Consider the following 14,389-nt stretch of genomic DNA (forward strand, 5'->3'; position numbering starts at 1 on the left):
ATTATGATTTAGCTATGTGACCTGTTGAACCGGTAACTGCTGGTTCCAGATAATAGTTGAACTGTGGTTCCAGTCCAATTTCCTTTCGATGTGAAACAAATACAATTGTTGTATCACTTTCATTTGCGATTTTATTTACCAACGCAATAAAAAGTGAAGCGTTGGCATCATCCAAACCTGCCGTGGGTTCATCAAGAATTAGTAGCGGTGGATGTTTTACCATGGCACGCGCGGTCATTACCAAGCGTTTTTGACCTTGGCTCAGATCTTTGAATTGCTGGTTCTTTTTTGATTCCAAATCCAATAGTTGTAACCATTCCTTGGCTTTTCTTTTTTCTTGATCAGTAGGTCTAACATATAACCCTACAGAGTCGTGAAAACCGGACACTAGCATATGTTCTACACTATGATAGCCGCGAAATTTATCCGTCATGGCTGGTGTAAAGTACCCAATTTTGCTTTTCAATTCCCAAACACTTTCTCCACTTCCCTTTTTATTTCCAAAAAGTTTCAGATCCGTACCATATCCTTTGTGACTATCACCAGTAATCATGGATAATAAGGTTGTTTTTCCGCTTCCGTTCGGTCCTATGAGCTGCCAAAACTCATTTTTTTTGATGGTCCATTGTATACGATCTAAAACTGGTTTTCCATTAAAAGCAACTGAAACTTCATTGAATTCTATTAATTTTTCCGCAGTGGCTTCAATTTTTAGTAGTGGTTCTGGTAGCTTTTTATTGAACACGACCTTTTGTTCCTTGTTGGATGTAAAAAAAGAGGCTGAATCCGTGTAACCTACCAATTGGTCCACTTCAAGCTTAAAGTAGGAAGCGTCCAATTCTAAAATATCATCTAAACGACTCACAACTTGTACCAATATTGTATGTTTCGAAATTGCGACCAGTTGTGCTTTGAGCGATGTTTGAGTAGCTACATCTAAATTATCATAAGGATTCAATAAGATGATATAATCGGGTTGTTGCGTCAACAAATGCTGAAGTAAAGCCTTCTTTTGCTCACCACTACTCATTGTTTTTAGGGGTTGCGCGGTGTTTGAGGTTATGATTTTGATGTCATGACGTTCTTCTTCATCCATATAGCGATGAATTTCTGAACGGGAAAACAACAAACCAAGTTTATTTTGCAATGGTTGAAAACCATTGGGAAGTTGGCCATTCATCAGTTTTTGTATCAAGGGTTTGATAGCGGCCTTGTTATCCGTTAGGATGAGATAATGTTGGGTAGCGTCCATTTTTTGGTATAGGACATCAAATTATAGATTATCCCCGATTTACCCTAAAAATATGTACAGGATTGTCCTTGTAAATTGTGGTTTTATCTAAGTACATTCCATTTTTTGCAGCAACTTTTTGAGATGGTATGTTGTCCACATGGATGATGGAAATCAAAGAAGATGTGAATTTATGCTCAAAGGCAAATTGCTTGCATTTGGTCGCTGCTTCAATTGCGTAGCCTTTTAACCAAAACTGGGGTAGAATTGAATATCCAATTTCTAGTTCTTCCATTTCATCAACCACTTGAACCAAAAGGCCACAAATACCGACCAATTTTCCTGTTTCTTCTTCAATCAAGGCATTCATGCCGCCAAGATCGTTATCATAACGTTCAAAAATACGATCAAACTGTTGTTGGCAGGCTACTATTGGGTCTATAGGTAGACCATCCCAGAATTCTGTGGATTTAGGGTTGTGGTAAAAGGGCAACCAACTATCAAAATCGGAAGGAACTATTTTTCTAAAGAAAAGTCGTTCAGAGCGTTCTCCAGTCAAAAGATATTTTCCCATTTAGTTTCTGGAATACTCGATTTTATCACCAATTTCCAACTTCCATTGGTCAGCCAATCCAGCATTTACCTCCAATACATATTTGATGGGTTCTTCAGATGGGAGTCCCGTTTCATCAAAGGGAACTGCATTTTTTTGAAAGCTTGAGATTTTAAGGTTCTCATCAATGTATATGATGTCCAATGCAATTTTCGTGTTCTTCATATAAAACGAGTGTACGGCAACGTCAGGAAATACAAACAACATACCCTGGTGTGAGGCCATTGACTCGCGGTACATTAGCCCTGTTTGTGTTTCATAATCTGTTTCAGCAATTTCGATGTCCAAAGTAGTAACTAAAGAATCATTGGCAACTTTGCTAATATTCAGCTCTCCTTCTTTGGTGAATTCGATGCTTTCCGTTTTTATGGCCTTTTTGGATTCTGTTTTGCAAGAAATCACAGCAAGGAGTAAAACCAAAAGCAAACTATACTTTATACTCAGTTTGTGCATAGCATTACTTACTTGTAGGTCGGAACATAAAATAGAGTCCAATCAAAATCATTGGAATACTCAACCATTGCCCTGTGGATAATAAGCCCAAAGTTTCTTCGATTCCGCCTTGTTTCCGTTTTACATTCTCAACTAATAATCGTACTGTCCATAAACAGACCATGAACAAACCGAAAAGGTAACCGGGTTTGTCCTTTTTGTTCGTTTTCCAATAGAGTTGGTACAGCAATACAAATATCAAAGCATACCCTATTGCTTCATACAATTGGGCCGGATGTCTAAAAGGAATTGATTCCAATACGCTAGCATATTGTGGATTGTGTTCAATGGCTTTATAAGCAGCGTTGGCTGTTTGCTCGCCGGTAATTCGCATGGCTTCGCTTTGCGGCATATCTTGATGGTCGCGTATAAATCGTGTTGCCATAAAAAATGAACCATCCGTTTCCTTACCATTGATTTCCGAGTTGAAGAAGTTCCCCAATCGGACAAAACAGGCACCTATTGCAGATACAACGGCCATACGGTCGAGTAACCAGAGCATTTTGATATCTTTCCATTTACGGCAGTACAGCCAAATTCCGATAATTGCCGCAATGGTTGCACCGTGACTTGCCAAACCTGCAAATCCAGTAAAACGAAAAGTTGGAACCGTACTGATGGGTAGTAAGATGGACAATGGGTCTTCGGTGAATAATTCACTCTGATAAAATATTACATGACCCAAACGGGCACCAAGCATAATGGATACAATACCATAAATAAAAAATGAATCCAGTTTTTCCACGGATTTGTTTTCGTTCTGGAATATCCGTTTCATTAAAAACCACCCTGCCACAAACGCTGCAATCCAAAGTAGGTTGTAATACTTGATCTGGATAAAGCCGAGTTGGAGTAGGGTGCCATCTGGATTCCAGTTAAAGCCTAGGAAATACATAAAGTAAAATTTTGAACTAATATAACCACTTTGAATGGTTGGTAAACTTGTTTATTGGATTTTTAGCTATTTGTTTGCATAACCGTTCAAGGAACTGGGTCGTAGCCCTTTCCTCCCCATGGGTGGCAACTAAAAATTCGCTTTGCGGATAACCAACCCCCTTTAAATAGGCCATGTTTCTTTAGCGCTTCAAGGGTATAGGCAGAACAAGTAGGGCTATATCTGCACGTTGCCGGTGTTAACGGGGAAATCAATAGCTGGTAAGCCCTAACCAAGAAAATAAAAGGGGCAATAAGTATCTTTTTAAAGGTCATTGCCCAAATTGGTTTTATTGATTTAAGCTGAAATTGGTTCCGTCTTTTCCATCTTTCAATTGAATGCCCAAGGCAATCAATTCATCCCTGATTTTATCTGAAGTAGCAAAATCCTTGTTTGCACGGGCTTCATTACGCAATCCAATCAAAACCTCGATTACGCCATTGAGTGTTTGGGAACTATCTTCAGTGGCTCCGGCTTGACTTTCAATGCCAAGTACATCATGGACAAAGGAAGTCATGGTGTTTTGCAATACTAAAAGGTCAGCATCGGAAATTGTAGCTTTACCTTCTTTAATCAGGTTGATGTTTTTAACCGCGTCAAAGAGGTGCGAAATCAATATTGGGGTATTGAAATCATCATTCATCGCGTCATAGCAAAGCTGTTGCCATGCCTTAACATCAAAGGTGCTTGCTTTGGAAACAGGAAGTTTGGAAATATGTTCCATGGCTTCCACTAAGCGGAAATACCCCTTTTCTGAGGCCAATAGTGCCGTATCACTAAGGTCCAAGATGCTGGTATAATGTGCCTGCATCATAAAAAACCGAACTACGGATGGTGAATAGGCCTTGGTCAAAATATCATTTTCACCAGTAAAAATCTCCGATGGGTAAATATTGTTTCCGGTTGATTTAGACATTTTTTTGCCGTTCAATGTCAACATATTGGCATGTAACCAATAGTTTACGGGAGATTTACCACAACTAGCTTCCGATTGGGCAATTTCACATTCATGATGTGGAAACTTCAAATCCATTCCGCCACCATGGATATCAAAAGTTTCACCAAGATATTTAGTGCTCATGGCCGTACATTCCAAATGCCAACCTGGGAATCCATCTCCCCAAGGAGAAGGCCAGCGCATAATGTGCTGCGGTTCCGCTTTTTTCCAAAGCGCAAAATCTTGCGGGTTTCGCTTTTCACTTTGCGCGGTCAGTTCACGAGTATTGGCAATCATGTCTTCCAATTTTCGTCCACTAAGCTTACCGTACTCCTTACTTTCATTGAATGTTATCACATCAAAATAAACTGAACCATTGACTTCATACGCAAAACCGTTTGCGATGATTTCTTTGATGATTTCAATTTGCTCAATGATGTGGCCTGTTGCTGTAGGTTCAATGCTTGGAGGTAATAAATTGAACTTTTGAAGGGTATTGTGGAAATCCACCGTGTATCGTTGTACCACTTCCATTGGTTCAATCTGTTCCAATTTCGCCTTTTTTGCAATTTTGTCTTCGCCCTCATCTGCATCGTTTTCCAAGTGGCCAGCATCCGTAATATTCCTTACATAGCGCACTTTAAAACCCAAATGTTTGAAGTATCGGAAAATCATGTCGAAAGACATAAACGTCCGACAATTTCCTAAATGTACATTGCTATAGACCGTAGGTCCACAAACGTACATGCCAATGTGGCCTTCATTAATGGGTTTAAATGCTTCTTTTTTTCCAGTAAGTGAATTGTGGACTTTAATTTGCTGACTCTTGTACAGTTGCATTGATTTGTAGCGTGTTAAAAATCGGTATCCAAGTTGATATAATCCAAAAATTCCCTCCGGACTGCTTCATCTTTGAATTTACCTCCGTATTCTGCAGTCACAGTGCTGCTCTCTATATCGCGAATTCCTCTTGAATTCACACATAAATGCTTCGCATCAATAACACAGGCAACATCTTCGGTATTCAATACGCGTTGAAGTTCTTTTACAATTTGGATGTTCAAACGTTCTTGCACTTGTGGACGTTTGGCATAATAATCAACAATTCGATTCATTTTGGAAAGCCCGACCACAGTACCGTTGGATATATATGCGATGTGCGCTCTACCTATAATTGGCAGTAAGTGGTGTTCACAAGTAGAGTAAACAACGATGTTCTTCTCTACCAACATCTCGCCATATTTGTACTTATTTTGGAACGTGGAAGATTTTGGTTTTCTATCTGGATGCAATCCTCCAAAAATTTCCTTTACGAACATTTTGGCAACTCGTTTTGGAGTGCCGTTCAAACTATCATCATCCAAATCAAGACCCAAGGTCAGCATAATCTCACGGACACTTTTTTGAATGCGTTCAATTTTTTCATCATCACCCAATACGAAGGCATCCTCCCTAATTGGGGTTTCTGTTGAAGAGCCAACGTGATCGTTTCCTCTTTCCTCATATTGTTCTTCCAAAGCCTGCTCTAGTTTCATTTGCTCTTTTTTCAAGAAAGCAAAGATATACATTAATGCCCTATTTAACATCTGATAGCCAAGGTTTGACAACATAAATTATTGTTAAGGCTAAAGGCATTTTATTTTTAAGGTACCCTAAATCCATGGCTAATGAAATTGAAATCTGCAACGATTTTAACTGCGATTGCGATTTTCAGTCAAATGACCTACGCCCAGGTTATACCAGACTGCGGAAATGCTGTACCTATATGTAGCAATACACCTATCAATGGCGGAACCAATGGTTATGGTATTGACGACTTTTCTGGCGTAGCTTCTAGTGGATGTCTGGAACAGACTACCACGGGAAGCATTGAATCCAATTCTGCTTGGTATCGTTTTAGGACATCCGCTGTGGGGCAATTAGGATTTAATATAGGCCATGATAGCAGCGAGGATTGGGATTTTGCCCTATATCGTTCTTCGGATTGTACGAACCTTGGTGATCCTATTCGCTGTAATTTTTTCGATAATAGCGATGCCAAAAGTTTTGTTGGAGTAGGTGAAGACCCTAGCGGTGACCCTGATTCCGTACATTATGAAGATTGGTTGGATGTGATGCCAGGTGAAGATTACTACTTATTCATCAACAATTTCAGCAATTCAAACTCGGGCTTCTCCATACAATTCACAGGGAATATTTGGACAACAAACCCCACGGATGCATTGGACTGCTCTATTATCAATAATCTTTTAGGGCCACCAATTGCTGCCTGTGATGGAGATGTGGTCACTTTGGATGCAACAACAGTGGGTGCATTAGCTTATGAGTGGTACGAAGATACTGGGAGTGGGTTTACTCAAATTATTGGGGAAACCAATTCTACGTTATCAGTTTCATCATCTGCACTTTATCGCGCTCTAGTTACAACATCAACAGGGTCTATTATAAGTGAAGTGCAGGCCTATTTTAGTGCTATTCCGACAACTTCAGTCGTATTGGATGAAGTGGTTTGTCATACCGACAACATGGTATTTGATTTAGGAATCAAGGATGCCGAGGCCCTAGGGCTTCAAAACCCTGGTGATTTTGTCGTGAGCTACCATAGTTCGTCTGCTGATGCCAACACAGGAGCAAACCCAATGAACAAGCAATATGAAAAGTTGCCCGGTCTGGAAACAGTTTATGTTCGGGTGGCGTCCCGGATGAGTCCAGACTGCTATGATGCAACGGTAAGCTTTGAATTGAATGCTTTGGAAACCCCAAACCCTACATTTGAAACCATGGTTAATTTATGTGATGGTACGCCATCCATGATGATTGGTGAAACAATGCCCAACCCTGCATATACTTATCTTTGGGAAACAGGGGAAACAACCCCGACGATTTCCATTACCCAAGCTGGTGATTATACAGTCACAATTACAAATTCACATCTCGGTGTGGATTGTTTCGTGGATAGAACCGTAAGTGTTGCAATATCAAATAGTCCTGTTATTTCTGTTGATGTAGCATTTGAGGATATACAACCCGCAAATACCGTTACTATTACAAATGAGGCGGAAGGGGAATTTGAATACCGAATTGATGATGGGCCCTACCAAACAAGTCCAGTTTTTGAAGAAGTCCTGGGTGGTGCGCACACCGTGACGGCAAGAGATATTCACGGTTGTTCGGAAGTAACCGAAAATTTTGTTGTAGTTGGTTTTTCACCAAGTTTTTCACCTAATGGAGATGTGTTGAATGAAACATGGCAAATTGATGGGCTATCGGAGTTGGATTCTCCAATCGTTACCATTTATGATCGTTATGGCAAATTACTGTGGGAAATGACCGAATTTAGCCCTGGTTGGGATGGGAATTTTCAAGGAACACCCTTACCATCAACGGATTATTGGTTTAAACTAAGTTATTTGGATAATGATGGTAATAGGGTTTACGACCGTCATTTGCAGAGTCATTTCTCGCTAAGACGATGATGTAAATTGCATTTTGTCGATTAACTGTATATTTTTTCCGTTTAAGCATACTAAATCATCCTTTTTTGGAGTTATAAGGGATATTATAGAATAACCTTATAGCCCCAAAATTCTATGAGAGCCCTATTATGCGCTATTTGTTGTTTCATTCTTGGTTTCAACATAGCTATTTCCCAAAATTCTCCGGATTGTAGGACGGCCATTCCTGTATGTGCCGATATGCCAATTACTTCCGCTACCGATGGTAGTGGGGATATTGATGATTTTGACCCTATGGTCATTACGCAATCAGGATGTTTGGAAAAAGGTAGTGTAAGCTCCGCAAATTTGGAAAACAATACATCTTGGTATGTATTTAGGGCTGGAACCGACGGGCAGATTGGCTTTGATATAGAGGCACAACCCGTGATTCCGGGAGGAATCGTCACTTCAGAATTGGATTTTGCAATGTACGGTCCTTTTGATCAAACATCAGGACAAAACTTTTGTACGTTGGTAGGGAGTGGTACGGCACAACCTATACGATGCAATTATGAAGTGAATGATACAAATTTTACCGGTATTGGTGTAAATCCTGTTGACGGCCGTGTTGGGGCGCCGTTTGTTGTGGGAAGCCAAAATACCTATGATGAATACATTGATGTGATCGCAGGTGAGATTTATTACCTGTTCATCAATAACTACAATACCAACTTCAATGGTGATCCTGAACCCTTCACATTGACGTTTACCGGAACTTCTGTAGATGATAATCAAAATACTGCATTGGATTGTACCCTACGTGATGAGTTTTTAGGTCTTGATATCATTGCATGCGAAGGAGATCCTGATATTGTGCTTAGCGCCTTGAATTCTCCAGCAGGACCAAATATGTCCAATATTGTATGGACTTTGGATCGTGATGATGACGGAACTATCGATGAAATATTGGCCAGTGGTCCTGGTGAGACGGAGTTAACCGTAACAAGCCCAAATTCGGGGAGGTATTTTGTTTCAATCGAAACCACGTTTGCAACGATTATCACCGATGATATCTTGATTACATTTTATGCCACTCCTACGGCAGCGGATTTTGATATCGTTGTATTGGATGATTTTGTGAACAGTAACCAAACCGACCCTTATAATGTTGAGTTTGTTCCTTTAGGTGATGGTAACTATGAATATGCATTAAATGGAGGCGAATATCAGGAAGACCCGGTATTCTTGGATGTGCCCCCGGGCTTGAATTCCGTGGAGATAAATGATACAAATGGTTGTGGTACTTCGGAACCCATTGAATTCTTGGTTGTGGGCTATCCCAAGTTCTTTACGCCAAATGGGGACGGTATACATGACAATTGGAATGTCCAAGGTATTGAAACCCTAAGTAATCCTTCCGTTTATATTTTTGATCGCTTTGGTAAATTACTTAAAGAATTGAATGCAATTGGCGGTTGGGATGGAACTTTCAATGGGAGGGATATGCCATCTTCCGATTATTGGTTTCGATTGGATTATGACCGCGACGACCAAGGAGTGGTGGTTGCTCGTCAAGTAAGAAGGCATTTTTCCTTAGTGCGATAAAAAAAGGCCGAATTCCTTCGGCCCTCTATTAGATAAATCTAGTGTCTGATATTAGAATTTTAAAGTATAACCCAGGGTTACATTGGTGTTAATTCTATTTATCATTGCGGTACTGTTGATTCCTGCATCAAAGAGGAATTCATTTACATCTTGTTCCGAGCGACTTACGGCTAAATCCAAACGACTGCCACCAAAGTTGTAACCTATTCCGCCAGAATAAGCAGTTAAATCACCAACCGTATTGCCATTTACATAAGGACTTTCTTCAAATCGATAACCGGCTCTAAGACTTACTTTTTCTATTCTGTATTCCCCGCCAAATCGGTAGCTGTTCACTACGCCCAGTTGATTGGCGATGTTTTCATTTTCACCTGAGAAATTTGGATCGGAAGTAGGTCTCAATTCCGCTTGGGACATATCCTGATAGCCGTAATCAAAACTCAAAAGCCCATCTTTTCCAAATATGACCGCAACACTACCAGTAAGCTTGGAAGGCGTTTTTATACGGTACTCTTCAAAGAAGTTTACAATGCCGAAATCTATAAAATTGATATCTGAAACGGCCAATGTTGAATTGATACGTTGGCTTATGTCATCAGTTAATTCATACCAAGTTGGGGATTGGTAGCTTCCCCCAATTCTAATATTGTCATTAAGCTTGGCTATGGCCCCTAAACTGAATGAGAATCCGTAACCTTCCGTGTGCAAAAAGTTATCGAAAGTGGTTAATTGCACCGAAGAATCCTCGTTATAGCCTCTTTCATCCAGTAAAGTCAATCGGTCATAGAAAATATTATGGAAGTTTAAAGCTGCCCCCAAGTATAGATTTTCTTGGTATTGGCCGGCAAAATTCAACGTGAGCTTACTGTTGTATCCTGTAGTGCTTTTAAGGTATTCTTGGTTAACACTAGTATATTCCGCATTGGAAAAGTAAGAGGTATTGGCGTCATCATCAACCGTAGGTTCAATTATCCCAGCTTGAAAACCTATAAATGCCTGTTGTGCTCCAAATCCAAGACTTGCACCAATATCCAAATAGGCATCTTCAATGAATTCACCATCCTGTACACGTAAAGGTCCCAACGCTTGACCTTGGGCAAAATTCAGGAAATAATTATCAATCCCTTGAGTAGTATTTCCTGTCGCAAAATATTCGTTATCAAAATTTTGAACCATGTCGTAGTTAAACGCAATGGCAAGCTTTTTCCAAGGACTATCAGTAGATTTGAACACAAATACACCGCCAGCTTGATTCAATTCAACCGAATTCAAATCTGTATTTCGGACACTGCTACCAAAAAAAGCATCATTGTTCCTGTTGTAGTTAGAGCCCGTAACCGTAAATTGGCTGTAATTGAATACAGCAGAACCAGCAGGATTTACATTAAGTGCTGACAAGTCCCCACCAAGTGCTCCAAAGGCACCACCCATTGCATGAAGCCGAGCTGTTCCTAAGAGGTTTTCCGTGCTATAACGTACAACATCGTCAATATTTTGGGCACTTGCAAAAGCGCATGCCAATACCATGATGAAAGTTGAGATTCTTTTCATTTCTATGATTTAGTTTTTCTTAAAAGTAAATGGGTCTATTGTCTACCGTTACCTCTTCCTCCGCGTGATCTAGATGCACCTGAAGATCGCGAGCCAGAACTTCTGGAACCACTACTTCTGTAGCTGCCTGAACTTCTTGAGCTACCTGAACTTCTATACGAACCAGAACTACGGGAACTTCTACTCGGAGCACTGCTTCGGTAAGAACCGGTGCTTCTTCTGGTACTCGAAGAACGACTATAGTTACTTGTTCTAGGGACTGATCTTCCTGAAGATTGATAGCTTCTAGTACTGCGACCTTGGGTGCGATAACCGGATGAACTTCGTGTTGCATTGCCGCTTCGGTAATTTCGGGTAGTTCCACTTCTGTAGGCACTGTTGCTTCTGGTTGAAGGAGAAGTGCCATAAGAACGATAATTCCTTGAGCTTCTATAATTTGGTGATGTACGTGTGCTGCGACTCGTACGGTAGTTTCTATTACGTGTAATCGCATCCGTGCTGGACCTTCGTGCGGTTGTGCCACTGCGATAAGTTCTTGAACTTCTGCCTACTGCGCTTCGGTTTACATTGGATCGGCCAGTATTGGTTCGGTATCTAGAGGCATAACCACTGCGTCTGGTGTTCAAATTGGATCTTCCTCTAAGTGTAGTACCAGGAATTACATTACTGGAATAACCTCTTCTACCTCTATTATAGGCATAGCCTCTATTGTAACCTCTTCCCCAGCGATTACCATAGTAGCCTCCCCAGCCCCAATTTCCAGCATATCCCCATCCAGGATAGCCCCAGGCACCGCCATAAAAGCCTCCCCAGCCCCAACGATTCCATCTCCAAGGATTGTTCCAGCCCCAGCCCCAGCCGTAGCCTCCCCAGCCCCAGCCATTCCAGAGCCATGGGTCATTCCATCCCCATCCCCAACCAAGGCCACCCCAGCCCCAATTGTCATAAACGTTGATAGAAACGCTGGTAGGATTATCGCCCCAACCAGGATTGCCATTATAAACATTGTTGTTGGCAAAATAATCGGTTTGTTCACCTATTGGTATACTGTCATTGGTAATTGCACTGCTGTATCCGTCTATATCAGTGAATATCTCATCTTCCAAAATTTCATCATATTCCTGTGCTTTTTGACCAAAATAATCGCCGTAGATATCGCTTTCCTGCTGCTCAATTTCAACTGCTTGAGCGTTTTTCTTCTCTACACTTACTACGCGATTACCATTGGAGTAGATGCCATCGTCTTCATAGTATGATGCTTGTTGGTAAGATCCACACGAAACTAAAAATAGGGTGGAAACTACCATTGCCGTCAAGGTTTGGAAATTGGGGTGAGGTAAAGACTTTTTCATCGTACAATTTTTATTGTTGAACATACTAAAAATAGTTAGTTTTACCGAACTATTTTTGAGGATTAAGTCACAAGTTTTGTGCCAAACTATTGTAGATGGGTAAAAAATTAACAAGTCGAAGCGAGGATTATTCTAAATGGTATAATGAACTTGTTGTTAAGGCTGATTTAGCTGAAAATTCAGGTGTAAGGGGATGCATGGTCATCAAACCCTATGGTTTTGCAATTTGGGAAAAAATGCAGGCCCAACTGGATAAAATGTTCAAGGAAACGGGGCACGAAAATGCGTATTTCCCTCTTTTTATTCCAAAATCATATTTGAGCAAGGAAGCAAGCCATGTTGAAGGTTTTGCGAAGGAATGTGCCGTTGTTACGCATTATCGATTAAAAAATGCAGAAGATGGAAGTGGGATCGTTGTTGACGAAAACGCCAAATTGGAGGAGGAATTGATAGTACGACCAACATCTGAGACCATAATTTGGGATACTTATAGAAAATGGGTACAATCTTACCGGGATTTGCCAATATTGGTCAACCAATGGGCCAATGTGGTCCGTTGGGAGATGCGAACCCGTTTATTTCTTCGTACTGCGGAATTTTTATGGCAGGAAGGTCATACGGCCCATGCAACTGAAAAAGAAGCACTTGAAGAGGCGGAGCAAATGATGCATGTCTATGCGGAATTTGTGGAAAATTATATGGGTGTTCCGGTCATTAAGGGAACCAAAACAGAAAGCGAGCGTTTTGCTGGTGCCGTAGAAACCTATTGTATTGAAGCGTTGATGCAAGATGGAAAGGCGCTTCAGGCTGGTACTTCTCACTTCTTAGGTCAAAATTTTGCAAAGGCTTTTGACGTGAAATTTGCCAATAGAGAAGGTAAACAAGAATATGTTTGGGCTACATCCTGGGGTGTTTCTACAAGACTTATGGGTGCCTTGGTAATGACTCATAGTGATGACAATGGCTTGGTGTTGCCACCAAATTTGGCACCAATTCAAGTAGTTATTGTACCTATATATAAAGGATTGGAACAATTGGATGCTATTTCTGAAAAAGTTGATCCTTTGGTAAAAGAACTGCGTGCTAAGGGAATTTCGGTTAAATACGATAAGCGGGATACGCACAAACCAGGTTTTAAATTCAATGAATATGAGCTAAAAGGTGTGCCGGTACGATTGGCTGTAGGTCAGCGTGATTTGGAAAATGGAACATTCGAAGTTGCAAGACGGGATACCTTGGAAAAAGAATCTGTTAAAGCTGATGAGGTTATTGAAAAGATTGAAACCTTGATGAAGGATATCCAAGAAAATATTTTCAAAAAGGCATTGGATTTCCGTGAGGAGCGCATCACTATGGTTGATACGTACGAAGAATTCAAAAAAGTAATTGAAGAAAAAGGTGGATTTGTATCAGCGCATTGGGATGGAACTACGGCTACTGAAGACAAGATAAAAGAGGAAACAAAAGCCACGATTCGATGTATCCCTTTGAATGCTGAATTAGAGGAGGGTAGGTGCATGGTGACAGGAAATTCGTCGACCCAAAGAGTGTTATTTGCGAAGGCGTACTAACAGGATTAAAAAATTAAAAAAATACTGTTGCAAGACTTAAAAATAGTTGTATTTTTGCACCCGCCTGAATGACTTTTGGTTACGGATTTTAATCAGGCAAAGGTTCTAAAAACTTTTGGCCCGTTCGTCTAGGGGTTAGGACGCCAGGTTTTCATCCTGGTAACAGGGGTTCGATTCCCCTACGGGCTACTACAGGTTAAGTGTTAAGCACTTCCTATGTTCAAATGCATTTTGGCCCGTTCGTCTAGGGGTTAGGACGCCAGGTTTTCATCCTGGTAACAGGGGTTCGATTCCCCTACGGGCTACTTAAGAAAATTAGTTAAGAGAAGTATAGAATTACTTTTCAAAAGAAAAATAAATTAGGATAATGGCAAATCATAAGTCAGCATTAAAAAGAATCAGAAGAAACGAAGCAGTACGTTTGCGCAATAGATATCAGCACAAAACGGTTCGTAACGCAATTAAAAAATTGCGTAATGAGGAGGATAAAAAAGCTGCTGAAGCACTTCTTCCTACCGTTGTTGGTATGATTGATAAATTGGCCAAGCGCAATATCATACACAATAACAAGGCTGCAAACCTAAAGAGCAAATTGATGACTAAGGTTGCTGCAATGTAATTGGTAGTTATTTAAAATATTTAGAACGCTCCTGAAAAGGGGCGTTT

The 14,389-nt window shown here is 40.6% G+C and carries 13 protein-coding genes and 2 tRNA genes; 6 read left to right on the plus strand and 9 right to left on the minus strand.

All coding sequences use genetic code 11. The annotated features are described in order from the left end of the window. Nucleotide 1: 1 nt before the first annotated feature. The 7 genes from M3P19_RS01095 to folE form a co-directional block, all read right to left on the minus strand. Nucleotides 2–1,252 carry an ATP-binding cassette domain-containing protein gene (locus tag M3P19_RS01095; protein WP_249655768.1) on the minus strand — a complete coding sequence of 417 codons (1,251 nt, stop codon included), beginning with the start codon at nucleotides 1,250–1,252 and terminating at the stop codon, nucleotides 2–4. A gap of 28 nt (nucleotides 1,253–1,280) precedes the next feature. Beyond that, on the minus strand, nucleotides 1,281–1,805 hold the full coding sequence (locus M3P19_RS01100) for a GNAT family N-acetyltransferase (RefSeq protein ID WP_249655769.1): 525 nt from the start codon (nucleotides 1,803–1,805) through the stop codon (nucleotides 1,281–1,283). Then, nucleotides 1,806–2,297: a DUF192 domain-containing protein gene (locus tag M3P19_RS01105; RefSeq protein WP_249655770.1), complete on the minus strand. Its 492-nt coding sequence runs from the start codon at nucleotides 2,295–2,297 to the stop codon at nucleotides 1,806–1,808. Between the two features lie 4 nt (nucleotides 2,298–2,301). Then, nucleotides 2,302–3,231, minus strand: a complete 930-nt coding sequence (gene lgt, locus M3P19_RS01110; protein ID WP_249655771.1) for a prolipoprotein diacylglyceryl transferase — start codon at nucleotides 3,229–3,231, stop codon at nucleotides 2,302–2,304. A gap of 86 nt (nucleotides 3,232–3,317) precedes the next feature. After that, nucleotides 3,318–3,545 carry a membrane protein insertion efficiency factor YidD gene (gene yidD, locus M3P19_RS01115; protein ID WP_249655772.1) on the minus strand — a complete coding sequence of 76 codons (228 nt, stop codon included), beginning with the start codon at nucleotides 3,543–3,545 and terminating at the stop codon, nucleotides 3,318–3,320. A gap of 14 nt (nucleotides 3,546–3,559) precedes the next feature. After that, on the minus strand, nucleotides 3,560–5,047 hold the full coding sequence (gene cysS, locus M3P19_RS01120; protein ID WP_249655773.1) for a cysteine--tRNA ligase: 1,488 nt from the start codon (nucleotides 5,045–5,047) through the stop codon (nucleotides 3,560–3,562). Nucleotides 5,048–5,061: 14 nt separating this feature from the next. Next, on the minus strand, nucleotides 5,062–5,742 hold the full coding sequence (gene folE, locus M3P19_RS01125) for a GTP cyclohydrolase I FolE (RefSeq protein ID WP_249655774.1): 681 nt from the start codon (nucleotides 5,740–5,742) through the stop codon (nucleotides 5,062–5,064). Nucleotides 5,743–5,874: 132 nt separating this feature from the next. Between folE and M3P19_RS01130 the strand changes: the two genes are divergently transcribed. After that, nucleotides 5,875–7,683, plus strand: a complete 1,809-nt coding sequence (locus M3P19_RS01130; protein ID WP_249655775.1) for a T9SS type B sorting domain-containing protein — start codon at nucleotides 5,875–5,877, stop codon at nucleotides 7,681–7,683. A gap of 114 nt (nucleotides 7,684–7,797) precedes the next feature. Next, entirely contained in the window at nucleotides 7,798–9,249 is a 1,452-nt protein-coding gene (locus M3P19_RS01135) for a T9SS type B sorting domain-containing protein (protein WP_249655776.1), read from the plus strand. A 51-nt stretch (nucleotides 9,250–9,300) separates the two neighbouring features. Here the strand turns inward: M3P19_RS01135 and M3P19_RS01140 are convergent, their stop codons facing one another. Continuing rightward, nucleotides 9,301–10,800 carry an OmpP1/FadL family transporter gene (locus M3P19_RS01140; RefSeq protein WP_249655777.1) on the minus strand — a complete coding sequence of 500 codons (1,500 nt, stop codon included), beginning with the start codon at nucleotides 10,798–10,800 and terminating at the stop codon, nucleotides 9,301–9,303. A gap of 35 nt (nucleotides 10,801–10,835) precedes the next feature. Beyond that, a complete protein-coding gene (locus M3P19_RS01145) occupies nucleotides 10,836–12,152 on the minus strand; it encodes a hypothetical protein (protein WP_249655778.1) in 1,317 nt (438 codons plus the stop codon). A 95-nt stretch (nucleotides 12,153–12,247) separates the two neighbouring features. Here M3P19_RS01145 and proS point away from each other — a divergent pair, with 95 nt between their 5' ends. From proS to rpsT, 4 genes are all read left to right on the plus strand, one after another. After that, complete coding sequence (gene proS, locus M3P19_RS01150; protein WP_249655779.1) at nucleotides 12,248–13,723, plus strand: proline--tRNA ligase; 1,476 nt, start codon at nucleotides 12,248–12,250, stop codon at nucleotides 13,721–13,723. A gap of 117 nt (nucleotides 13,724–13,840) precedes the next feature. Next, nucleotides 13,841–13,912 (plus strand) — tRNA-Glu (locus M3P19_RS01155). Nucleotides 13,913–13,956: 44 nt separating this feature from the next. Beyond that, nucleotides 13,957–14,028 (plus strand) — tRNA-Glu (locus M3P19_RS01160). A 62-nt stretch (nucleotides 14,029–14,090) separates the two neighbouring features. Continuing rightward, the gene (rpsT, locus tag M3P19_RS01165; RefSeq protein ID WP_119608682.1) at nucleotides 14,091–14,342 is read left to right on the plus strand and encodes a 30S ribosomal protein S20; all 252 of its coding nucleotides are present in this window, start codon (nucleotides 14,091–14,093) and stop codon (nucleotides 14,340–14,342) included. Nucleotides 14,343–14,389 lie beyond the last annotated feature (47 nt).

Origin of the sequence: Flagellimonas spongiicola (assembly GCF_023502425.1) — a bacterium.
Lineage (GTDB): Bacteria > Bacteroidota > Bacteroidia > Flavobacteriales > Flavobacteriaceae > Flagellimonas > Flagellimonas spongiicola.

What these genes read in the sequence shown, in the direction of transcription:
- M3P19_RS01100 (WP_249655769.1), bottom strand. Translation starts at nt 1,805, where the DNA reads ATGGGAAAATATCTTTTGACTGGAGAACGCTCTGAACGACTTTTCTTT.
- proS (WP_249655779.1), top strand. Translation starts at nt 12,248, where the DNA reads ATGGGTAAAAAATTAACAAGTCGAAGCGAGGATTATTCTAAATGGTAT.
- cysS (WP_249655773.1), bottom strand. Translation starts at nt 5,047, where the DNA reads ATGCAACTGTACAAGAGTCAGCAAATTAAAGTCCACAATTCACTTACT.
- rpsT (WP_119608682.1), top strand. Translation starts at nt 14,091, where the DNA reads ATGGCAAATCATAAGTCAGCATTAAAAAGAATCAGAAGAAACGAAGCA.
- M3P19_RS01140 (WP_249655777.1), bottom strand. Translation starts at nt 10,800, where the DNA reads ATGAAAAGAATCTCAACTTTCATCATGGTATTGGCATGCGCTTTTGCA.
- folE (WP_249655774.1), bottom strand. Translation starts at nt 5,742, where the DNA reads ATGAAACTAGAGCAGGCTTTGGAAGAACAATATGAGGAAAGAGGAAAC.
- M3P19_RS01145 (WP_249655778.1), bottom strand. Translation starts at nt 12,152, where the DNA reads ATGAAAAAGTCTTTACCTCACCCCAATTTCCAAACCTTGACGGCAATG.
- lgt (WP_249655771.1), bottom strand. Translation starts at nt 3,231, where the DNA reads ATGTATTTCCTAGGCTTTAACTGGAATCCAGATGGCACCCTACTCCAA.
- M3P19_RS01130 (WP_249655775.1), top strand. Translation starts at nt 5,875, where the DNA reads ATGAAATTGAAATCTGCAACGATTTTAACTGCGATTGCGATTTTCAGT.
- M3P19_RS01105 (WP_249655770.1), bottom strand. Translation starts at nt 2,297, where the DNA reads ATGCACAAACTGAGTATAAAGTATAGTTTGCTTTTGGTTTTACTCCTT.
- M3P19_RS01095 (WP_249655768.1), bottom strand. Translation starts at nt 1,252, where the DNA reads ATGGACGCTACCCAACATTATCTCATCCTAACGGATAACAAGGCCGCT.
- M3P19_RS01135 (WP_249655776.1), top strand. Translation starts at nt 7,798, where the DNA reads ATGAGAGCCCTATTATGCGCTATTTGTTGTTTCATTCTTGGTTTCAAC.
- yidD (WP_249655772.1), bottom strand. Translation starts at nt 3,545, where the DNA reads ATGACCTTTAAAAAGATACTTATTGCCCCTTTTATTTTCTTGGTTAGG.